The following is a 24,709-nucleotide window of genomic DNA, read 5'->3' on the forward strand; positions in this document are numbered from 1 at the left end:
ACCGAATATCTATGCGGCGCCTCGGGTCCCCCGGGCCGGGCCGGATGGCCCGGCCCGCTCCTAGAGTGGGGCCATGACCACTGCGAACACCCCCGCCGTCCCCCGCACCCACCACGCCGTCGTCGTGTCCGCCACGGGCGGCCCCGAGGTCCTGCAGTGGACCGAGACGGAGGTGCCCTCCCCCGCGCCGGGGCACGTGCTGGTGCGGACCGCCGCGGCGGGCCTGAACTTCATCGAGACGTACCAGCGCTCCGGGGTCTACACGATGGACCTGCCCTTCACCCCCGGTACGGAGGGCTCCGGCGAGGTCGTCGCGCTCGGCGAGGGCGTGGACGCCGGGCTCCTGGGGGCCCGTGTCGCCACCGCGACGGCCACCGGTGCGTACGCCGAGCACTTCACCGCCCCCGCGGATCGTCTCCTCACCGTCCCGGAGGGCATCGACCTGGCCGAGGCCGCCGCCCTTCCGCTGCAGGGCATGACGGCCCACTACCTCTGCCGGTCCACCTTCCCGGTGGAGGAGGGCCACACGGTGGTCGTGACGGCCGGTGCCGGCGGGGTGGGGCTCCTGCTCACCCAGCTCGCGACGGCCCGCGGCGCCCGCGTGGTCACCACGGCGTCCACGGAGGAGAAGCGGGAGCTGTCCCGGGGCGCGGGCGCCGTTGCCGCGGTGGACTATCCGGACCTCGCCGCCACGGTGGCGGAGCTGACGGACGGCGAGGGCGCGCACGTCGTGTACGACGGCGTGGGGAAGGACACCTTCGACACCTCGCTCGAGGTGCTGCGCGTGCGCGGCACACTCGTGCTCTTCGGCGGGGCCTCCGGGCAGGTGCCCCCCTTCGACCTGCAGCGGCTCAACGCGGCCGGCTCGCTGTACGTCACCCGGCCCTCGCTGGTGCACTACACGCGCACGGGCGAGGAGACCCGCTGGCGTGGTGGAGAGGTGTTCGGGGCGTGGGCCTCCGGCGAGCTCGACGTACGGATCGGCGAGCGCTTCCCGCTGGCGGACGCGGCCGCCGCGCACGCCGCCCTCGAGTCCCGGTCGACGACGGGCAAGGTGCTGCTCACCCTGTCCTGAGCCGGACCCGCCCGGTGCCTTCCAGGCGCCCCGCGCGGCCGCGGGCGGGGCATAGAATGTCCCGCTGCGGCCTGGTCCGCGTCCGACCCTCGGTTTGCCGCTCACACCCCCGGAGGCCCCTGTGTCCCTTTCGTCCGCCGCGCCCACCCCGCCCTCCGTCCCCCTCGACCCCGCGGGCGCGCCGCATCGGCCGCAGCTGCCCGGCTCCGAGCGCACCCCGCCCGCCCGGACGCTCGTGGAGCTCTTCGACGCCACGGCGCGCGAGCACCCGGACGCGACCGCCCTGGACGACGGCGTCGAGCCGCTGACGTACGCGGAGCTGCGGGAGCGCGTCGACGAGACCGCCCGCCACCTGTGGGCCGCCGGCGTGCGGGCGGGAGACCGGGTCGGCGTGCGGATCGCCTCGGGCACGGCCGCGCTGTACGTCTCGATCCTCGGCGTGCTCGCCGCCGGCGCGGCCTACGTCCCCGTGGACGCGGACGATCCGGAGGAGCGCGCCCGCCTCGTGTTCGGCGAGGCGAAGGTGGCCGGCGTCCTCACCGACGAGCGGGTCTACGCCCCGCACCCCGAGCACACCGCGGACCCGGCCGCGGAGGCCCGCGCCCCCGGGCTCGAGGACGACGCGTGGATCATCTTCACCTCTGGCTCGACGGGCACCCCCAAGGGCGTGGCGGTGAGCCACCGCTCGGCCGCGGCCTTCGTGGACGCCGAGGCGCGGATCTTCCTGGCGGACGATCCGCTCGCCCCGGGCGACCGCGTGCTGGCGGGACTGTCCGTCGCGTTCGACGCCTCGTGCGAGGAGATGTGGCTCGCCTGGCGTCACGGTGCGTGCCTGGTCCCGGCCCCCCGCTCGCTCGTGCGCTCCGGCATGGACCTCGGCCCGTGGCTCGCCGAGCGGCGCATCACCGCCGTGTCCACCGTGCCGACCCTCGCCGCGATGTGGCCCACCGAGGCCATGGACAACGTCCGGCTGCTGATCTTCGGCGGCGAGGCCTGCCCGCCCGAGCTCGCCGCGCGCCTGGCGGAGGACGGCCGCGAGGTCTGGAACACCTACGGCCCCACGGAGGCCACCGTCGTCGCGTGCGCGGCCCCGCTCACGGGTCTCGGCCCGGTCCGCATCGGCCTGCCCCTGGACGGCTGGGACCTGGCCGTCGTCGACCCGCAGACCACGCTGCCCGTGGCCGAGGGCGAGACGGGCGAGCTGATCATCGGCGGCGTCGGCCTGGCCCGCTACCTCGACCCGGCCAAGGACGCCGAGAAGTACGCCCCCATGCCCTCCCTCGGCTGGGAGCGTGCCTACCGCTCCGGTGACCTCGTGGTCTTCGAGCCGGAGGGCCTGCTGTTCGTCGGCCGCGCCGACGACCAGGTGAAGCTCGGCGGCCGCCGCATCGAGCTCGGCGAGGTGGACGCGGCCCTCCAGGCCCTGCCCGGCGTCCACGGCGGCGCCGCGGCCGTGCAGACCACCCCGGCGGGCCACCAGATCCTCGTCGGCTACCTCGTCCCCGCGGACCCCGAGGCCGAGCTCGACCTGCACATGGCCCGCGAGCACCTCGCGGCGGAGCTGCCGGCCGCACTCGTGCCCCGGCTGGCCGTCGTGGACTCCCTGCCCACGAAGACCTCCGGCAAGGTGGACCGCCACGCGCTGCCGTGGCCCCTGCCCGGCGCCGAGGTGGACGAGGACGCGCCCCCGCCGGACGAGGACACCGCCGACGGCTGGGTGCTGCGCCAGTGGGCGGACGTGCTCGGCGCGCCCCCCAAGGACGCCGACACCGACTTCTTCGAGGCCGGCGGCGGCTCGCTCGCCGCTGCCCAGCTCGTGGCCCGCCTGCGCCTGCGCCACCCGGCCGTGACCGTCCAGGACGTCTACCGCAACCCCACCGCCGGGGCCCTCGTGGCCGCCGTCGTGGGCGACGACGGCCCCCGCGGCATCGAGGTGCACGACCGGCACGTCGACCGCACCCGCCACCGCACCCAGTGGGTCCAGACCCTCGTGGGACTGCCCGTGTTCGTCCTGCCCGCCCTGCGCCTGGGCGTGTGGACCGGCCTGGCCCTGAACCTGCTGACGCTCTCCGGGCTCGCGCCCGGGCTGCCCACCGTGCCGTGGTGGGTGCTGATCGTGGCCGGCCTGCTGGTGGTGACCGTGCCCGGCCGCATGCTGCTCACCGCCGCGACGGCCCGGCTGCTGCTGCGCGGCGTGAGCCCCGGGTCCTACCCACGCGGCGGCCGCGTCCACCTGCGCCTGTGGCTCGCCCAGCAGATCAGCGACCTCGTGGACCCCTATTCGCTGGCCGGCGCCACGTGGGTGCCCGCCTACGCGCGGCTGCTGGGCAACCGGATCGGCAAGGACGTGGACATGCACACCGTGCCACCGGTCACCGGCATGCTCACGGTCGAGGAGGGCGCCGCGATCGAGCCCGAGGTGGACCTGTCCGGCTACTGGGTCGACGGCGACGTCGTCCGGCTCGGCGAGGTGCGCATCGGCGCGGACGCCGTCGTGGGCGCCCGCTCCACGCTCCTGCCGGGCGCCCAGGTCGGCGCCGGGGCGCACGTCGAGGCCGGGTCCACCGTCGCCGGGCGGGTGCGCGGCGGCCAGCGCCACGCCGGCTCCCCCGCCGTCAAGGTGGGCAAGGTGAAGTCCCGCGGCCCCGCCGAGGCGCCGCGGGAGACCCCGGGCTGGCGCCTGATGGCGACCGTCCTCTCGACCCTCATCTCCCTCCTTCCGCTCGTCTCCGCCGCCGCGGCGGCCGCGGTGGCCGCGTGGTCGCTGACCTGGTGGCCGCCGGCCCCGGAGGCGGGGCCGCTGGCCGCCGTCGGGACCACCGCGGCGCGCCTGCTGGCCGCAAGCCCCCTGGTGGCCGGCGTCTGGTTCCTGACCCAGATGCTGCTCGTGCTCGTCACCGTGCGCCTGCTCGCGCTCGGCATCACGGAGGGGCACCACCCCGTGCGCTCCCGGGTCGGCTGGCAGGTGTGGGCCACCGAGCGCGTCCTCGACGCCGCCCGCGACCAGCTGTTCCCGATCTACGCCTCCCGCTTCACGCCGACGTGGCTGCGCCTGCTGGGCGCCGAGGTGGGCCGCGGCGTCGAGGCCTCCACCGTGGTGCTCCTGCCCTGCATGACCCGCGTGGGCGACGGCGCGTTCCTCGCCGACGACACGATGGTCTCCTCCTACTCCCTCGACGGCGGGTGGATGCACGTGGCCCCCGCGAAGGTCGGCAAGCGCTCGTTCGTGGGCAACTCCGGCATGGTGCCCGGCGGCCGCACCCTGCGCCGCGACTCGCTCGTGGCGGTGCTGTCCACCACCCCGGCCAAGACCAAGGCGGGCACGTCCTGGATGGGCTCCCCGCCCGTGCGCCTGCGCCGCAACGAGGTCACCGCAGACGCCGCCCTCACCTACGACCCGCCGGCCCGACTCAAGGCCGCCCGCACCGCCTGGGAGCTGCTGCGCGCGATCCCGGTGTGGCTGCACGTGGCCCTGTCCCTCGCCGTCGGCGCGACGCTGGCCGCCCTCATCGCGGTCGGCACGTGGGCGCTGGCCTTCGTCCTGGGCGGCGTCGTCCTGCTCGCGGCCGGCGCGGTCGCGGCGAGCCTGACCGTGCTCGCCAAGCGGGTCTTCGTCGGCCGGATCCGCGCGGGCGAGCACCCGCTGTGGTCCTCGTTCATCTGGCGCAACGAGGTCGCGGACACCTTCACCGAGTTCCTCGCCGCCCCGTGGTTCAGCCGGGCCGCGGCCGGCACCCCCGCCCTGGTCTGGTTCCTGCGCGCGATGGGCGCCCGCATCGGCCACGGCGCCTGGGTCGAGTCCTACTGGCTGCCCGAGGCCGACCTCGTGGAGCTCGGCGACGGCGCCACCGTGAACCGCGGCTGCGTCGTCCAGACCCACCTGTTCCACGACCGCGTGATGTCCCTGGACGCCGTCGTCCTGGAGGACGGCGCCACCCTCGGCCCCCACTCCGTGGTGCTGCCCGCCGCCCGCCTGGGCCGCGGCACCACCGTCGGTGCCGGGTCCCTCGTGATGCGCGGCGAGGAGCTGCCCGCCGGCACGTGGTGGCTCGGCAACCCGGTCTCCCCGTGGCGTCGTCCCGACGGCGACCCCGCCGCCGCGGCCACCCCCTCCCGAGAGGAAGCATGAGCACCGATCCCTACGTCCCGGGCGTCGGCACCGACGCCGCCACCGTCGAGCACATCGCACTGGACCTCGACGTGCGCCTGGCCGCGAACCGGGTCTCCGGCACCGCCGTCCTGCGCGTGCGCCTGACGAAGCAGAGCCGCCGCATCGAGCTGGACCTGTACCGGCTGCGCGTGTCCCGGGTGGACGCCGTCGTCGACGGCCGCGCCGTCGCCTCCTCGTTCACCCAGCCGGGCCGCGCCCCGAGCCGCCTCGTCGTCGACCTGGACGAGAGCCGGCCGGAGGGCACGCTCGTGGAGCTGACCGTGGTCTACGCGGGCACGCCCACGCTGCGGCGCAGCCCGTGGGGCACGATCGGCTGGGAGGAGCTCACGGACGGCGTGCTCGTGGCCGGGCAGCCCCACGGCGCCTCCACGTGGCTGCCGTGCGTGGACTCCCCCACCTCCCGCTCGACGGCGGAGATCACCCTCACCTGCGACGCGGGCTACCTGCCCGTCGCCAACGGCGTGGGCGCGCCCGTGCGCACGCGCGGCTCGCGGGTCACGTGGCGGTGGCGGCTCCACCAGCGCGTGCCCGCCTACCTGCTCAGCGTGCAGATCGGCCGCTACCGGCTCGTGGACGCCGCCCCTCCCGCCGAGGGCCTGCCGCCGCTGCGCCTCGTGGTCTCCCCGCGGACCGAGCAGCGGGCCCTCCGGGCCCTTGCCCCCCAGCCGGCCATGATGGCCACGTTCATCGACGCCTACGGGCCATACCCATTCGAGGACTACACCGCGGTCGTGGCCGACGAGGAGCTCGAGATCCCGCTCGAGGCCGCGAGCATGTCGCTGTTCGGCACCAACCACCTGGACGGCTCGTGGGAGTCCGAGCGGCTGATCGCCCACGAGATGTCCCACCAGTGGTTCGGCAACGCCGTGACCCTGGGCCGCTGGTCCGACCTGTGGCTGCACGAGGGCTTCGCCTGCTGGTCCGAGTGGCTGTGGGCCGAGGCCTCGGGGCGGTCCAGCATCACCTCGATGGCGCGGCGGGCCTGGCAGAAGCTGGCCGCGCACCCGGTGGAGCAGGCGCTGGCCGAGCCCGGGCCGGAGGAGATGTTCGAGGACTGGGTGTACAAGCGCGGCGCGCTCACCGTGGAGGCGCTGCGGCACCTGCTGGGCACGGACCTCTTCGGCTCCATGCTGCGCGCCTGGGTGCGGGAGCACCGGTTCGGCACCGTCGACTCCCTGGGGCTGCGCACGCACGTGCACGCGTGGGCCCCGCACGCCGGGGTGAGCCGAGCGCAGGTGGACGAGCTCTTCGACGCGTGGACGCTGCGGCCCGAGCTGCCGCCGTTCCCGGGCTGAGGCGCCCGCGCGGTCGACTCAGCGGCCCCGCAGCGCCAGCGCCCCGAGGAGACCGCCCGGCAGCCGGTCGGTGAGGTCCACCAGCACGACGTCGGCCGGCACGGTCAGTGCGTCGACGGCGGCGGGGTCGCCCGTGAAGCCGGTGCCGGCGGCCTTCACGAGCGCCTCCTTCCGCGTCCACAGCCGGGCCCGCGCGGCGGGCCTCTCGGGGGCGGGAAGCTCCCGCACCCGGGCGCGCTCCGCCGTCGAGAAGCCCACCCCGCCCAGGCCGTCCTCGTCCGCGAAGGCCGCGGCGTCCGCCCGCTCGACGTCCACCCCGAGGCCGAGCCCGTCGGCGGGCCGTGCCGGCGCCCACCACGCCCCGATCCGAGCCCGGTCCTCAGTGCCGGGCATCCGGACGCGCGTGAACGAGACGAGGGCGACCCGGCCGGGGGGCAGGCCGGTCAGCGCGGGGACGCCGTGCGCGGCCGAGCCGCAGCGCGGGCAGGCGTGCCGGAGCCCGAGCGGCCCCACCGGCACGCCCCAGGCCGCCGTCAGGGCGGTGCGCACCTGACCGAGCAGCGCGGAGACGGCGTCCGCCGCCCCCGCCGAGGCGGGGACGGCCGAGGTCAGGCCCCACGGGCCGGTCGCGACGGACACGGTCAGCGCTGGACCGCCCCGTGCCGCTGCGCCGCGAGCGCGGTGGCCGCGGCGCGGGCCTCGGAGACCTCCTCCGCGGTGAGCGTGCGGTCAGGGGCGCGGAAGCGCAGGGAGAACGCGAGGGACTTCCGCCCCTCCGGCACGCCCGCGCCCCGGTAGACGTCGAACAGCTCGACGGCCTCGAGCAGCTCCCCGGCACCCTCGGCGAGGGTCGCGCGCACGTCCCCGGCCACGACGGCCTCGTCCACCACGAGCGCCACGTCCTGCGTGCTCACGGGGAACGTGGACAGCGGTGCGGCGACCACGATCTCGGGGGCCGCGGCGCACAGCGCGTCCAGGTCCAGCTCCCACACGCTCGTGCGGGCGGGCAGGTCCTCGGCCTCGAGCCACTGCGGGTGCAGCTCGCCGGCGACGCCCACCACCCGGTCCCCGTGCTCGGTCACGACGACGAGCTCGGCCACCCGGCCCGGGTGGAACGCGTGGTGCCGGCCCTGCCGGACGGTCAGCTCGACGCCGAGGACGTCGGCCACGTCGAGGGCCCCGGCGATCGCGTCCTGCCAGTCCACCGGGCGGGGGTCGTGGTCCGGCCCGGGCGCCGAGTCGTGCCCGGCGTACAGACCGGCCACGTGCCACGGCTGGGCGGGGATGCCGGCCTCGAGGTCGGCGAGGACCTCGGCGGAGGGGTGGACCGCGCGCGGGGGGATCGTCGCCGAGCCCAGCTGCGCGCCGGGCAGGAAGACCAGCCCCATCTCGTACAGCGCCAGATCGCGGAAGCCGCGTCCGAGGTTGCGGCGCGCGGTCTCGACGAGGCCCGGCAGCAGCGACAGGCGCAGGTACCGGTACTGGGAGGCGATCGGATTGGCCAGGGCCACCATCGCCAGGGCCTGGCCCTGCGCGTCCGAGTCCGCCCCGAAACGCCGGTTCTGCTCCTCGGAGACGAACGGGTAGGCCAGCACCTCGGTGAGTCCCGCGGCCGCGAGCGCGGCCGACACGCGGCGACGCTGGGCCTGGCGGCGGGTGAAGCCGCGGCCCGGCGGGGCCACGGGCACCACGGAGGGGATCGCGTCGTAGCCGCGCAGGCGCGCGACCTCCTCGGCGAGGTCCTCGGGGATGCGCAGGTCCGTGCGCCACGACGGGGCGGTCACGGTCAGCCGCGGGGCGACGTCGGCGGCGGCCTCGGCGACGGCCACCTCGGCGCCCAGGGCGCGCAGCGTCTCCACGACCTCGTCGGTCGTGTACGCCACGCCCACCAGGGCGGAGGGGAAGTCGGCGGCCATCTCGACGACGGCCGGCTGCGGCCGCGTCCCGACGTCGGTGACCCCGGGCTCGGCGGTGCCGCCGGCGAGCTCGACGAGCAGCTGCACGGCCCGCTCGGCCGCCTCGTCGGCGATCTCCCAGTCGACGCCGCGCTCGTTGCGCTTCGACGCCTCCGAGGGCAGGCGGTGCCGGCGCCGCGTACGGGCGATCGACACGGGGTCGAAGTTCGCGGACTCGACCACGATCGTGGTGGTGGCGTCCGTGACCTCGGTGGCGGCCCCGCCCATGACGCCCGCCAGGCCGATGGGGCCGGAGTCGTCCGTGATGAGCAGGTCCTCGGGGTCGAGCTCGCGCTCCTTGCCGTCGAGGGTGGTCAGGGTCTCTCCGGCCCGCGCGCGGCGCACCACGATCTCGCCGGAGAGCGTGTCCGCGTCGTAGAAGTGCAGGGGCTGGCCCAGCTCCCACATGACGTAGTTGGAGATGTCCACCGGCAGGGAGATGGTGCGGATGCCGGCCAGGCGCAGGCGCGCGGCCAGCCACGGCGGGGTCGGGCGGGTCGCGTCCACGCCGGAGACCGTGCGGGCCACGAAGCGGGTGGCCCCGGGCTCGCCGTGGATCGGCGCGTCGTCGTCGATGCGGACGGCCGGGCCGGCGTCGTCGGCCGCGGGCGGGTGGACGGCGGCGGCCGGGTCCGTGAAGGGCACGCCGGTGGCGTGCGCGTACTCGCGCGCGACGCCGCGCATCGAGAACGCGTAGCCGCGGTCGGGCGTCACGTTGATCTCGGCGGCCTCGCCGTGCAGGTCCAGGACGTCCCGGGCGTCGGTGCCCGGCTCGGGGTCGAGCCCGAGGTCGCCGAGCACGATGATCCCGTCCGTGCCGTCGTCGCCCATGCCCAGCTCCGTGCTGGAGGCGATCATGCCGGCCGAGACGTGGCCGTAGGTCTTGCGGGGGCTGATGCGGAAGTCGCCGGGCAGCACCGCGCCGGGCAGGGCCACGACGACCTTGTCCCCGACCTCGAAGTTGTGGGCGCCGCACACGATGCCCTGCACGCCGGAGGGCTCGATCCCCTCGCCGGTGAGCGGCTGTGCGGCGCCCTCGGGCACCACGCGCACGGAGCACCAGTTGATGGTCTTGCCGTTCTTCTGCGGCTCGGGCTCCTTGGAGAGCACCTGCCCGACGACGATCGGGCCCTGCAGCTCGGCAGCCGGACGGTGGACGTCCTCCTCCTCGAGGCCGACGCGGACGAGGTCGGCCATCACGTCCTCGGCACGGTGCTCCGCGGGCACGGGGACGAACTCCCGCAGCCAGTCCAGGGGGATGCGCATGGATCAGACCTCCATTCCGAAGTGCTGGGAGAAGCGGACGTCGCCCTCGATCATGTCGTGCATGTCCGGGACCTCGTTGCGGAACATGAGCGTGCGCTCCACGCCCATGCCGAACGCGAACCCGGAGTACTCCTCCGGGTCCAGGCCCGCGGCGCGCAGCACGTTCGGGTGCACCATGCCGCAGCCGCCCCACTCGATCCAGCGGGGCCCGCCCTTGGCGCCGGGGTGCCAGATGTCCAGCTCGGCGCTGGGCTCGGTGAACGGGAAGAAGTTCGGGCGCAGGCGGATGGCCGCCTCCGCCCCGAACATCTGGCGGGCGAAGTACTCGAGGGTGCCGCGCAGGTGGGCCATGGTCAGGCCCTTGTCCACGGCCAGGCCCTCGAACTGGTGGAACACCGGGGTGTGCGTGGCGTCCAGCTCGTCCGTGCGGAACGTGCGGCCCGGGCACAGCACGTAGGTGGGGGCTCCCCGCTCGAGCAGGGAGCGCATCTGCACCGGAGAGGTGTGGGTGCGCAGCAGCAGGTGGGCCTCGGCCGGGTCCACGAAGAAGGTGTCCTGCATCTCGCGGGCCGGATGATCCGGCGCGAAGTTGAGGGAGTCGAAGTTGAACCACTCGGACTCGAGCTCGGGGCCTTCCGCGATCTCCCAGCCCATGCCGACGAAGATCTCCGAGACACGGTCCATCGTCAGCGAGAGCGGGTGACGGGCGCCGACGCGGCGGCGACGGACCGCGGTGGTCACGTCCACCGTCTCCTCGCGCAGGATCCGCGCGGCCTGCTCCGCCTCGAGCACCTCGGTGCGGGCGGCCAGGGCCTTGCCCAGGCGGCCGCGTGCGGCGCCCATGAGCTTGCCGGCCTCCGCCTTGCGCTCCTTGGGCAGAGCGCCGATCGCCTTGTTCGCGAGAGTCAAGGGGGCCCGGTCGCCGGTGTGGGCCAGGCGGGCGGCCTTGAGTTCATCGAGGTCGGCCGCGGCCTCATATGCGGCGAGCGCGGCCTGCACAGCGGCCTCCACCGCCTCCGCGTCCACGGGGGAGATCTCCGCCACGGGCGCGGTGGGCTCCGCGCCGGTCTCGGGGCTGGGTGTCATCAGGGCAACGACCTTCGCATGGGGGACGGTGGGACGCCCGTCAGTCTAGTGTCCGCCCCGGGCCCGCTCGGCCTAGGCTGAGGCGCATGACCGCCCCGGACTCCCTCGACGGCACCGACCCGCTGCTGCGGGGCGTGGGCCTGGACGCGCAGACCCGCTGCGCCCATTACGCCACGGCGCGGGACGTCGTCGCCCTGCGCTTCGCCTGCTGCCCCGCGTACTGGTCCTGCCACCGCTGCCACGCGGAGCTCGCCGACCACCCGGCCGTGCCGGTGCCTGCCGGCGAGTTCGACCGGCCGCATGTGCTGTGCGGGGTGTGCCGCACCGAGCTGAGCGTGACCGCCTACCTCGCCCTCGAGGCCACCGCTGATCCTGCGTGCCCGGCCTGCGGGGCGCCGTTCAACCCGGGCTGCGCCGACCATGCCCCGCTCTACTTCGACGTCCCCGCGTCCGGGTCCCCCGCCGGGGACGCCGATCCTGCGGCACAGCCATGACCGCGGCCCCCTCCCGGCCGTCGCCTCCGGCGCACGTGCGGGCGCGCGGGCTGTGGAACCTGCTGAACCTGGCGACGCCGCTGGGGCTGGTGGGCGCCGTCGTCGCCGGCTGCGCGCTGCGGCCCGGACCGCACGGGCTGATCGAGGCCCACGGCTGGACGCACCGGTTCCCGGGCGGGGCCGCGTTCACGGTCGGCGACGTCGTGTTCACCCGCCCCGGCCTGCGCATGACGCCCGCGCTGTGGCGGCACGAGGCCGGCCATGCGGACCAGTACGCCCTCCTGCTGGGTCTGCCCTTCCTGCCGGCGTACGCGCTGGCGGCGGCGTGGTCGATGTGGCGGACCGGGGATCCGGCCTCGCGCAACGTCTTCGAACGACGCGCGAGCCTGGCCCTGGGCGGCTACATCGAGCGGCCCGTGGTCCGCGGCCTGCGGCGCCGCCGCTGACGGGCACGGGCGATCGCGCCGACACGGACCCGGGGTCCGGGGAGGTCAGTGCAGGGTGCCGCCGGGGACGTCGAGGTCGGGGCCGCCGGCCAGCGCCGTCAGGGCGGCCTCGGCCACCGCGCGCGCCAGGTCGGCCGCGGGCAGGGCCGGGGTGTCCGGCGTCGGGCGGTGCTCGGTGTCCCACGGCACGTGGATGAAGCCGGCGGCCCGGGCGGTGCCGGGGCCGTCGAGGAGCGAGTACATGACGTGGTTGCACACGAACGCGCCCGCGGACAGGGACGGCTCCGCGGCGACGCCGGCCTCCCGGATCGCGGCGACGGCACGCTTGGCGGGCAGGGTGGCGAACAGGGCCGCGGGACCGTCGGCGCGCACGGGCCGGTCCACGGGCTGCTCCCCCGCGTTGTCCGGGATCCGGGCGTCCTGCAGGTTCACGGCCACCCGTTCGACCCGGACCGTCGCCGTGCCGCCAGCCAGCCCGACGGCGATCGCCACCTCCGGCCGGACCCGGTCGAGGGCCGCGGTCAGGGCCGGCCCGGCCGCGCCGAACGCGCACGGCAGCTCGACCGCCTCGGCCGTCACACCCCGGTCCGCCAGGATGCCCACGGCGTCCCGCGCGGCGGCGATCGACGGGTTGTGGACATCGCCGCCGAAGGGCTCGAAGCCCGTGAGCAGGACGCGGGCGGCCGGGGCGGGTGCACGGGAGGTCATGGCGACCACGGTAGGCGCGTCTCGGCGCCCGCGCCACGCCCGGACTCGAACACGCTTGCGGGTCGATTCGAACATGTGTTCTACTTCTGGCCATGCGATGGGAAGCGCAGACCCTGCGGTCCGAGGGCGGAGCCCAGCGGGCGACGGCCGGCACACCGGCCGGCTCCGCCGCCCTGCTGCCGCTCTCGGACCTGCAGCGGAGTGTCACCACCCCGGAGTTCGCGGGCGTCACCTTCCATGAGGTGCTCGCCAAGACCGCACTGAACTCGGTGCCGTCCGCCTCGGCCATGCCGTTCCGCTGGACCGTGAACCCGTACCGCGGCTGCACCCACGCCTGCCGGTACTGCTACGCCCGCAGCACCCACACCTTCCTCGAGCTCGACGCCGGGGCCGACTTCGACCGGCAGATCGTCGTGAAGGTCAACGTCGCCGAGGTGCTGCGCGCCGAACTCGCCCGCCCCACGTGGGGCCGCGAGGCGGTGGCGTTGGGGACGAACACGGACCCGTATCAGCGGGCCGAGGGCCGCTACGCGCTGATGCCCGGGATCATCCGGGCCCTGGCCGATTCCGGCACCCCGTTCTCCGTGCTGACCAAGGGGACCCTGCTCGCGCGGGATGTGCCCCTGCTGCAGGCGGCCTCGCGCCAGGTGCCGGTGCAGGTCTCGCTGTCCCTGGCGATGCTCGACCCCGCCATCGCCGCCGCGGTCGAGCCGGGCACGCCGTCGCCGACCGCACGCCTGCGCCTGATCGAGCGGCTCGCCGCCGCGGGTGCGGACGTCACCGTCATGGCCATGCCCCTGCTGCCGTGGCTCACGGACGGGGACCGCGAGATCGACGCCCTCATGCGCGCGCTGGCGGACGCCGGAGCCGCGCGCGTCATGCCGGGCGCCCTGCACCTGCGGCCGGGCGCGAAGGAGTGGTACCTGGACTGGATCCGCCGCGAGCACCCGGATCTGCTGGCCGGCTACGAGCAGATGTACGCCCGGTCCGCCTACGCGCCCGAGTCGTACCGCCGCATGCTCACCCGGATGGCCGGGGAGGCCGCCGCACGGCACGGCCTGGCCCGCGGCGGCGCCCACGGCATCCGGCGCGAGGACGGTCCCCCGGCCCGGCGCCGGCCGGCGTCCCGGCCCTCCGCTCCGGCGGCGCAGCCCGCGCTGTTCTGACCGGTCCGCGGGGCGCGGCCGGCCGCGTGTCGACTCAGCGCCCCGCGGAGAACGCCGTGGCGGCGCCACGGAGCACCTCGGCCACGATCGGCCGGTCCGCCGGGATCCAGTCCAGGTGCCGCACGCCCGGCCCGGCGAGCGGCAGCCACGCCAGCAGGTCGTGGTCCTGGAGGGCTCGGGGTGTCGTCCCCTCCTCCGCCAGGACGCCCCAGAACACCCGCATCCGGGCGCCGTTGGCCAGCTCCCACCCGTCCGGCTCCGGCGCCGCCACCTCGGGGCCGAGCCGCACGGCGACCCCGAGCTCCTCCCGGCACTCCCGCAGCAGCGCCTCCTGGACGCCCTCCCCCGGCTCGACCTTGCCCCCGGGGAACTCCCAGAGCCCCCGCAGCGGGGCAGGCGCGCTGCGACGGGCCGCCAGCAGGCGGGTCGGCGCGGCCACATCGTCGAGCAGCGCGAGCCCCACGACCAGCCGCGGTCGCGCACCGTCCCGGGGCGACGTCGTCGGGCTGGCAGCGGGCGCGGGGCGAGCGGGTGTGGCGGAGGTCATGAGCCCAGGCTAGCGAGGCCCCCGCCCCCGCAGACCGGAGTCCGTAGGCTGGGTCGGTGCCCATCCCCACTCCCGCCGCCGACGGCGCCCACGACCGTTCCCCCCGTGCTCCGCGTCCGACGCGCCCAGACCCGTCCGTTCCGCCGACCGTGCCGCCGGGCCCGGGCGCGTTGCTGGGCGGCCGCCGTGTGCGTCTGCTGCCGGCCATCCTCGCGCTGGCCCTGGGCAGCTTCGCGATCGGCACCACGGAGTTCGCGATGATGGGCCTGCTGCCGCAGGCGGTGGCCGACCTCGGCGTCGGTCTCGAGGCCGGCGGCGTGCTCATCTCCATGTACGCCCTGGGCGTCGTGATCGGCGCTCCCCTGCTGGCCGCGTCGTTCGCTCGCGTCGACCGGCGGGTCACGAGCATCGTGCTGATGCTGCTGTTCGTCGTGGGACACGTGGCCGCGTTCCTCGCCCCGGACATGGGGAGCATGATGGCGGCCCGGTTCGTGTCGGGCCTGCCCCACGGCGCCTACTTCTCCGCGGCCGCCCTGGCCGCGGCGGACCTCGCCGGGCCCGCCCGCCGCGGCCAGGCCGTGGCGTGGGTGATGGCCGGGCTGTCCGTGGCCAACGTGCTGGGCGTGCCGGGCGCGACGGCGCTCGGGCAGGCCGTCGGCTGGCGCTGGATGTTCGTCATCGTGGCGGTCTGCGCGGCCCTGTGCGTCGGGGCGACCGCGTGGCTCGTCCCGTCCGTGCCGGCCCCCGCGGGCGCCTCGGTCGGCCGCGAGCTGCGCGGTCTGGCCTCCGGCCGCCTGTGGGCGACGGTGGCCGTGGGCGTGATCGGCTTCGCCGGCATGTTCGCGCTCTACACCTACATCGCGCCGCTGCTCACGGAGGTCGCGGGCCTCGAGGAACGGTGGGTCCCCGCCGTGCTGGCCCTCTACGGCGTCGGCATGGTGATCGGCACGCTCGTCAGCGGCGCGCTCACGGACCGCGACCCGGTCGGCACCCTGCGCCTGAGCTTCGGGCTCAGCGCGGTCTCGCTGGCCGCCGTCGCACTGACGGCCCCGTGGGCGCCGGTGATGATCGTGTTCCTCTTCTGCGTGGCCGTCAGCGGCTCCGGGATCGCCCCGTCCCTGCAGGTGCTGCTCGTGGACTCCGCGCCCACCGCACCCCAGCTGGCCGGTTCGCTCAACCACTCCGCGCTGAACATGGCCAACGCGATGGGCGCGTGGGTCGGGGCGGCCGCGATCGGGGCCGGGGCGTCGCTGCGGACCCCGCCGCTGGTCGGTGCGGGCATCGCCCTGGCGGGCCTGGTGCTGGCGTTCCTCCTCGTGCGCCGCGACGTCGCGGCCTCACCCGGCGTCCGGGCTGACGACGGCGGCTCGCCCCGCTGAATCTCCCACACGAGGCCGGGGCGAACCTCGTCACGTCGGAGAATCTCGAAAAAGTCGGGGCGCCAGAGGTGGCCCCCCGTGAAAATCCCTTGCTACGTTCCTTCTCGTACGTCAGATTCGAAACCCGAAAGGAACCATCATCATGGGCATCATTGGCTGGATCGTTCTCGGCCTCATCGCCGGTGCCATCGCTCGCGCCATCCTCCCCGGACGTCAGGGCGGCGGCTGGCTCGGCGCCCTCCTCACCGGCATTGTCGGTGCTCTCCTCGGCGGCTGGATCGCCTCCCTGGTGTTCAACATCAACGTGAACGAGAAGTTCTTCAGTCTGGGCACCTGGATCTTCGCGATCATCGGTGGTGTCATCGTCGCGGCCGTGTGGCAGGCCATCACCCGCCGCACCGGCACCCGTGCCTGAGTGAGCTGAGCGGCCCGGTTCGACCCGGACACGCAGAAGGGGCGGGGATCCACGCGGATCCCCGCCCCTTCTGCGTGTCCGGACGGCTGGCGCCGCCTCGTGCGCCACGTCAGCCGGCGCGCCGCGCCCCCGCCATCGCGGACGAGTACAGGCACACCGTGGCGGCGGTCCCCACGTTCAGGGACTCCGCGGCCCCATACAGCGGCACCGCCACCCGGCGGTCCGCCAGTGCGAGCTCACCGTCGTCCAGGCCCTGAGCTTCGTTGCCGAACAGCCACGCGGTCGGCGCGGCAACCACGCCGGGGGCGAGGGCGTCGAGCCGGTCCGAGGCGTAGCCGTCGGCGGCCCACACCTGGAGGCCTGCGGCCCGGGCTGCGGCCGCCGCCGCCTCTGCGGGGACGGCGGTGGCCACGGGCAGGTGGAACAGCGACCCGGCGGTGGACCGGACCACCTTGGGGTTGAACGGGTCGACGGAGCCCGGGGTGAGGACCACCGCGTCCGCCCCGGCCGCGTCCGCGGCCCGGATGACCGTGCCGGCGTTCCCCGGGTCCTGCACGCGGCACAGCACGGCGGCCAGGCGCGCCTCCTCGAGGACCGCTTCGACGGCCTGCGGCTCCGGCATCCGCGCCACGGCGACGATGTCCTGCCCCGTCACGGCGTCGGCCATGGCGGTGAGCACCTCGTCGCTGGCCTCGCGCACCAGGACGCGCTCACCACCCGGCGTCGGGCGGTCCCGGACGCGCGCCACGAGCTCGGCCAGCGCGGGGTCCCGGTCCACGAGTCCGCCGGACACGTACACCTGGGTCAGCACCCGCCCGGCGCGCCACTGCCCCGCGGCGGCCGTCGGCCCCTCCCCCAGGTGGGCGCGCAAGGCCTCGCGGCAGGCCTGCGGCCCCTCGACGAGGAACGTGCCCGTCCGGCGTCGGGCGGAGCGGCCCGCGAGGGCTGCCACCGCGCGCACGCGCTCGGCGCGGGGATGGGTCATCGGCTCGGCGTGCGGGGTCATGGGGTCTTCCTGGTCGGGGCTCGGCTGCGGGTGCGCAGACGCCGACGGGGCGGGCCTCGGTGGAGGACCCGCCCCGTCGGCGGTGGTGCTCACGCCTGGGGCGTGGTGGTGGGGCTCTCAGGGCCCCGGAGCCGGCTCAGCGGGAGACGGCGGGGGCGTTCACGTCCGCGGGCAGCGCCTCGCGGGCGGTCTTCACCAGCACAGCGAAGGTCGCGGCGTCGGAGACGGCGATCTCGGCCAGCATGCGGCGGTCCACCTCGACGCCGGCCAGCTTGAGGCCCTGCATGAAGCGGTTGTAGGTCATGCCGTTGGCGCGGGCGGCCGCGTTGATGCGGGTGATCCACAGGCGACGGAAGTCACCCTTGCGCTTGTGGCGGTGCTGGTAGTTGTAGGTGAACGAGTGGAGCATCTGCTCCTTCGCCTTGCGGTACAGGCGAGACCGCTGGCCGCGGTAGCCGGAGGCGCGCTCCAGCATGGTCCGACGCTTCTTGTGGGCGTTCACTGCCCGCTTCACACGTGCCACGTGCGTACTCCAATCTGTGTGGTCCCCGGGGCGCGCACTGGCGCGTCACGGCCGAGGAGGAAGGGGTTCCGGCGAGGCCGGGGGGGTGTCAGATGCCGAGCATCCGCTTGATCTGCTTGATGCTGCCCTTGGAGACGAGCTGGTCGCCCTTGAGACGGCGGGTCAGGCGCGAGGACTTGTGCTCCAGGTAGTGGCGGCGGTTCGCCTGCTGGCGCATGATCTTGCCGGAGCCGGTCACGCGGAAGCGCTTCTTGGCACCGCTGTGGGTCTTCATCTTCGGCATGGCTGCCGTTCTCCTTCACTCATCGCTGCCGTGCGCGGCGCGCGCGGCAGTGCTGGTCACCCCGGTCCGTCCGGACCGGGCTGGTCTGTGGCGACCCCGGGGGGTCAGGCCCGAGGACCGGGCTTGGGGGCACCGCCGCGGGGGGCGGCGGGCTTGGGCGGGGCCGGCATCGGCTTGGCCGCCGGCTTCGGAGCCGACGACGGCGCGGCCGGCTTGGCGGCGGACCGCGGCTTCGGCGTGGCAGCCGGCGCAGCCGAGGACTGCGGCTTCGGCGTCGCGGCCGGCTTCGGGGCCGATGCGGGCGTGGCGCTGGAGGCCGGCTTCGCAGCCGGGGCGGCCGCGGCCGGGCGGGGAGCCGCCGGGGCCGGGGTCTTCGGCGCCTGCGTCGTCTCGGCCGGGGCCGCGGAGGCGTTCTCCTGCGTCCGGGCGGCCATGGCCTTCAGCTGCTCGGGGAACGCATCCCCGACCGAATTCCGCACCGGGGCGGAGTCGGACGCCGCCTTCTGCGCGGCGCGCTCCTTGGCCTCGCGGGCGGCCTGGTCGCGACGCGAACCGCCGCCCTGACGCTCGCGGTGGCTCTCGGCCGAGTTCTTGCGCTGGTCCGCCCGCGCATCGGCCTTGGTGCGCAGCGGGCCGACCACCATCACCATGTTGCGGCCGTCCTGGCGCGGCTGCGATTCGACGGTGCCCAGCTCGGCGACGTCCTCGGCGAACTGCTGCAGCAGCTTGATGCCGAGTTCGGGACGCTGCTGCTCACGGCCGCGGAACTGGATGATGGCCTTGACCTTGTCGCCCTGGCTCAGGAACTTCTTGGCGTGGCCGGTCTTGGTCTCGTAGTCGTGCTTGTCGATCTTCAGGCGGAAGCGGACCTCCTTGAGGACCGTGTTCACCTGGTTCTTGCGCGACTCACGGGCCTTCACCGCGGCCTCGTACTTGTACTTGCCGAAATCCATCAGCTTGCACACCGGAGGCTTGGCCGTGGGGGCCACCTCCACGAGATCCAGGTCCGCCTCGGCGGCGAGCCGGAGGGCGTCCTCGACGCGGACGATGCCGACCTGTTCGCCGTTCGGGCCGACCAGGCGGACTTCCGGAACGCGGATACGCTCGTTGATGCGGGGATCGCTGATGGTGGTACTCCTCTGTGTGAGACGACGGGTGACCCCGCGCCCACCGGAGGGGCCCTCGGAAACGAGGAAGGCCTCCCCTGCGCGGACGCAGACGGAGGCCTCGACACGATCCCGTCGGACGGGACCCTCGGTGCGGGCTGCGCGCCACGACGCGGCGGTCCCGACCGGCGACCCGGCAACTCGGCCCGGGGCGAACCGGACATCCTGCTGACGCGGGTGGGAGAGAGGCCTCCACTTTGCTGCTCCTGGCCCGTGCATGCCCGCCCCGGGGTCACCGGATGACGAGGTCTTGCGCGGACCACGAGTGGTCTATGGGAAGCTTACCACCATGACAGACGAACGTCAGGCCCAGGACGCCACCCCCATGGACGCCCCCGCCGAGATCCGCGACATCCACGAGGTCCCCGCCGTCGAGGTCATCACGACCACCGCCGTGCACCTGATGACCGCCGCCGCCGTCAAGTGCGGCCTGGCCGACTCCCCCGACGCCCGCGAGCTCATCGATCTCGACGAGGCCCGCAAGCTCATCACGGCCCTCGCCGGGCTGGTCACGGCCGCGGCCCCCGAGATCGGCAGCCAGCACGCCGGACCGCTGCGCGACGGGCTGCGCTCGCTGCAGCTGGCGTTCCGTGAGGCCTCCCCGTTCCCGGACGCCCCGGGCAAGGGCCCCGGCGAGAAGTTCACCGGCCCGGTGAACTGACCACGGCCCCGATGACGACGACGGCGCGCCCCTGGCCGGGGGCGCGCCGTCGTCGTCGGGGCGGGGCTCAGGCGTCCGTCGAGGCCTCCGGGGCGGGGGTGAGATGCCGGGTGACCGGCGTCGTGAAGAGGGTGAGCAGCGCGACGCCGGAGACCGCGAGCAGCGGCCCACCCAGAGCGGCGGCGTCCACGCTGAAGAGCCACGAGGACAGGAGCACACCGAAGAGCTGGATCGCGACGGCGGCGCCGCGGCTCCACGCCCGACCGCGCAGCAGGGCGACGGCGGTCGCAAGGATCCACAGGGTGAGCAGCGCGTAGATGACGACCAGCATCACGCGGGCGCCGGCCGGGAGCACCCCGTCCGCCGCATGCACCACCGCGTCCACGGCGAGCCAGAGGAGCGCGCCCGCCTCGAGCACGAGCGCCGCGGCGACCACGAGGACGGCCACCGGCAGGCCCCGGCCGGGGCGGGGCGGGACCGTCGTCGCGTCGGCGCCCGACGACTCGGACGGGGCGACGGGGTCGGGGCGGCGGGACTGTGCCATGGGGCCTCTCCTGCGGGACGGCTGCGGGGACGGACGTGTCCCCCACCGTACGCCGGGCGGTGCGCGGGCCAGGTCCGCGGCGACGCGCCGCCCCGGGCACAGGTGTGACCAAGGACTCACTGGGAGGTGCGGTGATGCACCTCATTCACCTCTTGTTCACTCGTGAGGGCCGTGCGAGGATGGCACGCGAAAGATTCCCGGGGGCCGCGTTCGTACGAAAGCGGTCCCCGTTGCAATGACCAGGGTCGCCCTCCGTATCGGTCGTGCCGCGCGTCGTCCGCGCAGGCCCCCGCGCCCGCCGCCGGCGGAGGCCGTGACCACCGGCGCCCGCGGGCTCCGGCTCTTCCGACAGAAAGTGAGCGGACCGATGGATTGGCGCAGTAAAGCAGCGTGCCTGGACAAGGACCCGGAGCTGTTCTTCCCCGTGGGCAACACCGGCCCCGCCCTCCTGCAGATCGAGGAGGCCAAGGCGGTGTGCCGCTCGTGTGAGGTCGTGGACACGTGCCTGAAGTGGGCCATGGAGTCCGGCCAGGACTCGGGCGTCTGGGGCGGCATGAGCGAGGACGAGCGGCGCGCCATGAAGCGCCGTGCGGCACGCGCCCGCCGCGCCTCCTGACCCACCCGGACCACCGGCCCCGTCGACCTCGTCGACGGGGCCGTCGTCATGCCCGGCCGGGTTCACGTCAGGGGCAGTCGCAGCACGACGCGCGTGCCGCCGTCGTCGGACCGCTCCCAGCGCAGGGTGCCGCGCAGGTCCCCCTCCACGAGCGAGTGCACGATGCGCAGGCCGAGCCCCGATCCCTCGCCCGCGCGGGGAGACTCCCCCGGCACCCATCCGTCGGGGGCGGCGGGGCCGCCGTCCGTCACGGACACGACCAGCACCGTTCCTGCGGGGGTCGACTCGCGGTCGGCGTGCAGGCCCACGCAGCCACCGCCCGGCGCCGTGCCGTGCTCGACGGCGTTGGCCGCCAGCTCATTGAGCACCAGCGCCAGCGGCGTGGTCACGTGGGAGGGCAGTTCACCGAACTCGCCCGTGACCGCGACCTGCAGCGGCCGCCCGTCCCCGGCCACCTCGACGGCCAGGCGGAACTGCCGCTGCAGCAGACCGTCCACGGGGACCTGGTCCTCGATCTCCTCGCTCAGCGTCTGGTGGACGAGGGCGATCGTGTCCACCCGCTGCATCGCCTGACGCAGCGCACGCTCCGCCTCGGGCGAGGACGTGCGCCGCGCCTGCATGCGCAGCAGCGATCCCACGGTCTGCAGGTTGTTCTTGACGCGGTGGTGGATCTCGCGGATGGTCGCGTCCTTGGTGAGCAGACGCTGCTCCTGGCGGCGCAGCTCGGTCACGTCGCGCAGCAGCAGCAGCGCCCCCTGCCAGCCGTCCGGACCGAGCAGGGGGACGGAGCGCACCGTGAGGGACGCCCCGCCGGACTGCACCTCCCGCCGTCCGGCACGCAGGCCGGTGAGCACCGCCCACGTCCCCTCGTCGGTGGGAACGCGGGCGGCCTCGGTGCTGGCCAGCACGTCGGTGAGCCGGTGCCCCTCGAGGGTCGAGGCGATGCCCAGCCGGCGCAGGGCGGAGACCGCGTTGGGACTGGTGAACTCGGCGACCGAGTCCGGCCCGAGCACGACGAGGCCGTCCCCCACCCGCGGCGTGCCGCCCGCCCAGAGGCCGGAGGGCTCCTCGGGCGCCGGCCAGCGGCCGTGCTGCATCATGTCCAGCAGGGTGCTGGCCGTCCGGCTGTAGTTCTCCTCGATCACCGAGCGCGCCGGCCGGCCGTTCGGGTCCGCGTGCGCGGAGACGACCGCGATGACCCTCCCGGCGCGGACCACCGGCCACAGACGCACCTGCAGCGTGCCTCCCGGGGCCTCGACGGGGCCGGCCCCCTCGGCCCGCTCCCCGCCATGCCACGTCTGCCCGACGACGGCCCGCAGGTCCGCGCGGGCGCGCGAGCCCACGATGTCGCGGTGGAAGAGGGTGGGAGCGGTGAAGGGCCGGACCTGGGCGAGCGCGACGAACCCTCCGGCCTCGTCGCGGCGGGGCACGGGGCACCAGAGCACGAGGTCCGCGAGCGCCAGGTCTGCCACGAGCTGCCAGTCCCCCACGAGCCGCTGCAGCCAGGCGCGGTCCTCGTCTCCGATGTCCGGGTGCGACGTCAGGGGGTCCTGCGCGAGCGAACTGACCATGGGATCAGGGTACGGCGACGTGCCGGGCGGCCCGTGTCCGTGGCGTCGCGGGCGGCGTCGGACGACACGGCGGCGATGGTCTGCGAGGGCCGTGCGCGGTGCCGTCCGCGGCGGGCGGGGCGGGCAGGGACACCGGCCAGCGTGGCGAGGGCGCGACGCAGCGGGCTGTTCGGAGCGGCCTCGGCGAGCACCTGGCCGGCGAGCAGCGCGGGGTCCGCGGCGGCCGGGTCCCACGGCAGGAACGCCTCCAGGGGCGTGGCCGGCGAGGCGTAGCGGTTCCAGACGGCCTCGACCTGCCCGCGCGGGGCGACGCCGGCGGCCGCGGGCCGGAGCCGGTTGACCACGACGCGCAGCCGTGCGGCCGGGGCCACCTCCGCCAGCTCCTCGACCCCGCGGACCAGGCGGGGCAGCGCGACGGCGTCCGGCCCGCCGACCGCGATGACCTCGTCGGCCGCGGCGAGCGCCGCCAGGGTCGCACCGTTGCGCTGTGGGGCGGGCACGTCGAAGGACAACTCCTCGTCCTGCTCGAGACCGAACCCGACGTCGACGACCACGCGGTCCCACCGTTCCCTGGCGGCCGCGATCAGCGCGGAGACGGCGGCGGGGCGCAGCTCGGGCCACCGGTCCACGCGGGTGAGCCCCGTCAGAACCGTCAGGTCCGCGCCGGCGACGCGGACGCGGACGCCCGCGGCCGCCAGGTCGGCGGCGCCCAGCCGGCCGTGGTCGGCCCGCCGCACGGCCCGCGCCACGCCGGCCGACTCCTCCGTCAGCCCCAGGTGCACACCGACGGCGGGGCCGTACGTGTCCAGGTCGATCAACAGCGTGTTCCGGCCGGCCACGGCGTGCTCGGCGGCGAGGTTCACGGCGACGGTGGTGCGTCCCGGAGCGCCGGTGGGGCCCCACACCACGGTCACCAGGGACTCCCGCGCGGGTCCGGCCGGTTCGCCCTCCTCCGGAGAGGGTGCGGGGTCGGCTCCCTCGTCCGCCGTGGCGGGGCCGCCGTCGGGCGTGGCCGCGGCGGGGGCGGCACCCGGCCCGGCGTCGTCGGGCTCGTCGGCGCCGCGCCAGGGGTCCGTGAGGCCGGGCACCTCGTCCGCGCCGAGCGTCTCCAGGGTGATCGGCAGGTCGTCGAGGTCCTCGGCGTGATCCCGGGCGTGGTCGGCGTCCTCCCCGTGCGAGGTCTCCGGCCGGCGGCCCTCCGCGGCGGCGCTCGCGGACTCCACGACGACGGCCGCGATCTGCTCGGGGTCGGCGTCGGCGCGCACGCAGGGCACCCCCATGCTGCGGAGGCGACGGCGCTCGGTGCGAACCTCGCTGAGCGCCGCCACGCCCACGGGTCGGGGCAGCCGGGCCGTCTCCTCCAGGAAGGCGGCGGTGAGGGACTCGGTGTCCCCGGCCACGAGGACCGCGTCCACGAGACCGGAGCGGGCGATCGCGAGCAGCTCGGCGAGGTCCTCGGCCCGGCGGAGCACGGTGATGTCCGTCTGGTGCCGCTCGAGCGGGCCGATGTGGTCCAGGCCCGGCTGGACGGTGGTGGCCAGGGCGATGCGCACGGTCAGCGCACCCCGTGGGCCGGCACGAGGGTGACCCGCGCGTCCTTTACCTTCGCGTCCACGATGCGCGGCAGGGTCTCCTCCGGTGCCAGCAGCTGCACCCGGGTGGTGCCCGAGCCGCCGAAGCCGTTCTGCTCCGCCGCGACCTCGGAGATCTCGAGCGCCTCGGCCAGCCGGGCCGGGTCCGCATGGCCGCGGCCTCCCTCCGCCGGCATGGCCACCCAGACGTCCACGCGGTCTCCCACGCCCACGCCGGACGGGAGCGGCTCGTCCAGGGCCACCCCGACGGGACGACGGCCGTCCGGGTCCGCGTCCACCAGTGCCGCCGCCGGCAGCAGCTCACCGGCCCGGACCGTCCCGGAGACCATCCGCCCCTCGGGAGCCGGAGCATCGGCGCTGAGGTACCGCTCGCCGGCCTCGCTGAGGTTCACCTCCACGGGGCGCAGGTCCCCGGACGCGATGGGTGTGCCCGGGGGCAGGTCCTCCGCAGCTGTCCAGTACGCGGCGGTCTGCTGGGCGGAGGCGACCAGCGCCACGACGCCGGCGATCGAGGCGAGGACGAGCACGAGACCGACGAGGAGCCGGGGATCCCGCCAGCGGGGCCGGCGCAGACGGCCGCCCTCGGCGGACGCGGACATGGTCGTGGACACCGGATGTTCCCCCCTTCGGACCGGCCCCTCGGGCCGCCGCGGCCCCGGCACCCCGTCGGTGTCGGCCCCTCCGCGCTGCGCCCAGAGTAACCACTGGGGCCGTGGATCGCCGGATCCGCCGCGTACGCTGTGG

Annotated in this window: 23 protein-coding genes; 10 read left to right on the plus strand and 13 right to left on the minus strand. The window is 75.4% G+C overall.

What is annotated here, in order from left to right; genetic code table 11:
• Positions 1–73: 73 nt before the first annotated feature.
• From B1A86_RS07180 to B1A86_RS07190, 3 genes are all read left to right on the plus strand, one after another.
• Positions 74–1,075, plus strand: coding sequence for a quinone oxidoreductase (locus B1A86_RS07180; RefSeq protein ID WP_044659907.1), 1,002 nt, complete (start codon positions 74–76; stop codon positions 1,073–1,075).
• 121 nt (positions 1,076–1,196) lie between these two features.
• Positions 1,197–5,204, plus strand: a complete 4,008-nt coding sequence (locus tag B1A86_RS07185) for a Pls/PosA family non-ribosomal peptide synthetase (protein WP_078025581.1) — start codon at positions 1,197–1,199, stop codon at positions 5,202–5,204.
• Positions 5,201–6,541, plus strand: a complete 1,341-nt coding sequence (locus B1A86_RS07190) for a M1 family metallopeptidase (RefSeq protein WP_138976805.1) — start codon at positions 5,201–5,203, stop codon at positions 6,539–6,541. Before B1A86_RS07185 ends, B1A86_RS07190 begins: the two co-directional genes overlap by 4 nt.
• Before the next feature lie 18 nt (positions 6,542–6,559).
• Here B1A86_RS07190 and B1A86_RS07195 read toward each other — a convergent pair whose 3' ends face one another.
• The 3 genes from B1A86_RS07195 to pheS are packed head-to-tail and all read right to left on the minus strand — an operon-like array spanning position 6,560 to position 10,848.
• A complete protein-coding gene (locus tag B1A86_RS07195) occupies positions 6,560–7,180 on the minus strand; it encodes a 4'-phosphopantetheinyl transferase superfamily protein (protein ID WP_036337488.1) in 621 nt (206 codons plus the stop codon).
• A gap of 2 nt (positions 7,181–7,182) precedes the next feature.
• Positions 7,183–9,762: a phenylalanine--tRNA ligase subunit beta gene (gene pheT / locus B1A86_RS07200; protein ID WP_078025580.1), complete on the minus strand. Its 2,580-nt coding sequence runs from the start codon at positions 9,760–9,762 to the stop codon at positions 7,183–7,185.
• 3 nt (positions 9,763–9,765) lie between these two features.
• The gene (gene pheS / locus B1A86_RS07205) at positions 9,766–10,848 is read right to left on the minus strand and encodes a phenylalanine--tRNA ligase subunit alpha (protein ID WP_049147954.1); all 1,083 of its coding nucleotides are present in this window, start codon (positions 10,846–10,848) and stop codon (positions 9,766–9,768) included.
• An 86-nt stretch (positions 10,849–10,934) separates the two neighbouring features.
• On the opposite strand from pheS, the gene B1A86_RS07210 reads away from it, so the two are divergent.
• Together B1A86_RS07210 and B1A86_RS07215 are read left to right on the plus strand one after the other, a co-directional pair.
• Entirely contained in the window at positions 10,935–11,342 is a 408-nt protein-coding gene (locus B1A86_RS07210; RefSeq protein ID WP_078025579.1) for a CHY zinc finger protein, read from the plus strand.
• A complete protein-coding gene (locus tag B1A86_RS07215) occupies positions 11,339–11,788 on the plus strand; it encodes a hypothetical protein (protein ID WP_049147952.1) in 450 nt (149 codons plus the stop codon). The genes B1A86_RS07210 and B1A86_RS07215 overlap by 4 nt, the downstream gene beginning before the upstream one ends.
• Positions 11,789–11,833: 45 nt before the next feature.
• Here B1A86_RS07215 and B1A86_RS07220 read toward each other — a convergent pair whose 3' ends face one another.
• Positions 11,834–12,496, minus strand: a complete 663-nt coding sequence (locus B1A86_RS07220; protein WP_060974027.1) for a hypothetical protein — start codon at positions 12,494–12,496, stop codon at positions 11,834–11,836.
• Between the two features lie 92 nt (positions 12,497–12,588).
• Here B1A86_RS07220 and B1A86_RS07225 point away from each other — a divergent pair, with 92 nt between their 5' ends.
• The gene (locus tag B1A86_RS07225) at positions 12,589–13,662 is read left to right on the plus strand and encodes an Rv2578c family radical SAM protein (protein ID WP_020624690.1); all 1,074 of its coding nucleotides are present in this window, start codon (positions 12,589–12,591) and stop codon (positions 13,660–13,662) included.
• A gap of 34 nt (positions 13,663–13,696) precedes the next feature.
• Here B1A86_RS07225 and B1A86_RS07230 read toward each other — a convergent pair whose 3' ends face one another.
• Positions 13,697–14,209: a (deoxy)nucleoside triphosphate pyrophosphohydrolase gene (locus B1A86_RS07230; RefSeq protein ID WP_036315642.1), complete on the minus strand. Its 513-nt coding sequence runs from the start codon at positions 14,207–14,209 to the stop codon at positions 13,697–13,699.
• Positions 14,210–14,265: 56 nt separating this feature from the next.
• Here B1A86_RS07230 and B1A86_RS07235 point away from each other — a divergent pair, with 56 nt between their 5' ends.
• Together B1A86_RS07235 and B1A86_RS07240 are read left to right on the plus strand one after the other, a co-directional pair.
• Entirely contained in the window at positions 14,266–15,588 is a 1,323-nt protein-coding gene (locus B1A86_RS07235; protein ID WP_061866993.1) for an MFS transporter, read from the plus strand.
• A 142-nt stretch (positions 15,589–15,730) separates the two neighbouring features.
• Entirely contained in the window at positions 15,731–16,003 is a 273-nt protein-coding gene (locus B1A86_RS07240; protein WP_061866994.1) for a GlsB/YeaQ/YmgE family stress response membrane protein, read from the plus strand.
• Positions 16,004–16,112: 109 nt separating this feature from the next.
• Here B1A86_RS07240 and B1A86_RS07245 read toward each other — a convergent pair whose 3' ends face one another.
• The 4 genes from B1A86_RS07245 to infC all read right to left on the minus strand — a co-directional run bounded on the left by B1A86_RS07245 (position 16,113) and on the right by infC (position 18,942).
• Positions 16,113–17,009 (minus strand): RNA methyltransferase, encoded by an 897-nt coding sequence (locus tag B1A86_RS07245; RefSeq protein ID WP_049145970.1) that lies wholly within the window; start codon positions 17,007–17,009, stop codon positions 16,113–16,115.
• Between the two features lie 136 nt (positions 17,010–17,145).
• Positions 17,146–17,532 (minus strand): 50S ribosomal protein L20, encoded by a 387-nt coding sequence (gene rplT / locus B1A86_RS07250; protein ID WP_041105250.1) that lies wholly within the window; start codon positions 17,530–17,532, stop codon positions 17,146–17,148.
• Between the two features lie 88 nt (positions 17,533–17,620).
• Positions 17,621–17,815 carry a 50S ribosomal protein L35 gene (gene rpmI / locus B1A86_RS07255; RefSeq protein ID WP_002853699.1) on the minus strand — a complete coding sequence of 65 codons (195 nt, stop codon included), beginning with the start codon at positions 17,813–17,815 and terminating at the stop codon, positions 17,621–17,623.
• A 104-nt stretch (positions 17,816–17,919) separates the two neighbouring features.
• The gene (gene infC, locus B1A86_RS07260; RefSeq protein WP_225348917.1) at positions 17,920–18,942 is read right to left on the minus strand and encodes a translation initiation factor IF-3; all 1,023 of its coding nucleotides are present in this window, start codon (positions 18,940–18,942) and stop codon (positions 17,920–17,922) included.
• A 328-nt stretch (positions 18,943–19,270) separates the two neighbouring features.
• On the opposite strand from infC, the gene B1A86_RS07265 reads away from it, so the two are divergent.
• The gene (locus B1A86_RS07265; RefSeq protein ID WP_036313345.1) at positions 19,271–19,642 is read left to right on the plus strand and encodes a DUF1844 domain-containing protein; all 372 of its coding nucleotides are present in this window, start codon (positions 19,271–19,273) and stop codon (positions 19,640–19,642) included.
• 67 nt (positions 19,643–19,709) lie between these two features.
• On the opposite strand, the gene B1A86_RS07270 is transcribed toward B1A86_RS07265, so the two are convergent.
• Positions 19,710–20,186 (minus strand): hypothetical protein, encoded by a 477-nt coding sequence (locus B1A86_RS07270; RefSeq protein ID WP_041105247.1) that lies wholly within the window; start codon positions 20,184–20,186, stop codon positions 19,710–19,712.
• A gap of 367 nt (positions 20,187–20,553) precedes the next feature.
• Between B1A86_RS07270 and B1A86_RS07275 the strand changes: the two genes are divergently transcribed.
• Positions 20,554–20,802 carry a WhiB family transcriptional regulator gene (locus tag B1A86_RS07275; RefSeq protein ID WP_002854852.1) on the plus strand — a complete coding sequence of 83 codons (249 nt, stop codon included), beginning with the start codon at positions 20,554–20,556 and terminating at the stop codon, positions 20,800–20,802.
• A gap of 62 nt (positions 20,803–20,864) precedes the next feature.
• On the opposite strand, the gene B1A86_RS07280 is transcribed toward B1A86_RS07275, so the two are convergent.
• The 3 genes from B1A86_RS07280 to B1A86_RS07290 are packed head-to-tail and all read right to left on the minus strand — an operon-like array spanning position 20,865 to position 24,576.
• Positions 20,865–22,373: a sensor histidine kinase gene (locus tag B1A86_RS07280; protein WP_036316015.1), complete on the minus strand. Its 1,509-nt coding sequence runs from the start codon at positions 22,371–22,373 to the stop codon at positions 20,865–20,867.
• Complete coding sequence (locus B1A86_RS07285) at positions 22,343–23,926, minus strand: tyrosine-protein kinase family protein (protein WP_061866996.1); 1,584 nt, start codon at positions 23,924–23,926, stop codon at positions 22,343–22,345. Before B1A86_RS07285 ends, B1A86_RS07280 begins: the two co-directional genes overlap by 31 nt.
• Before the next feature lie 2 nt (positions 23,927–23,928).
• Positions 23,929–24,576 (minus strand): SAF domain-containing protein, encoded by a 648-nt coding sequence (locus B1A86_RS07290; RefSeq protein ID WP_060973787.1) that lies wholly within the window; start codon positions 24,574–24,576, stop codon positions 23,929–23,931.
• Positions 24,577–24,709: the final 133 nt, after the last annotated feature.

It is taken from the genome of Micrococcus sp. KBS0714 (assembly GCF_002008305.4).
In the GTDB taxonomy this organism is placed as follows: Bacteria; Actinomycetota; Actinomycetes; order Actinomycetales; family Micrococcaceae; genus Micrococcus; species Micrococcus luteus.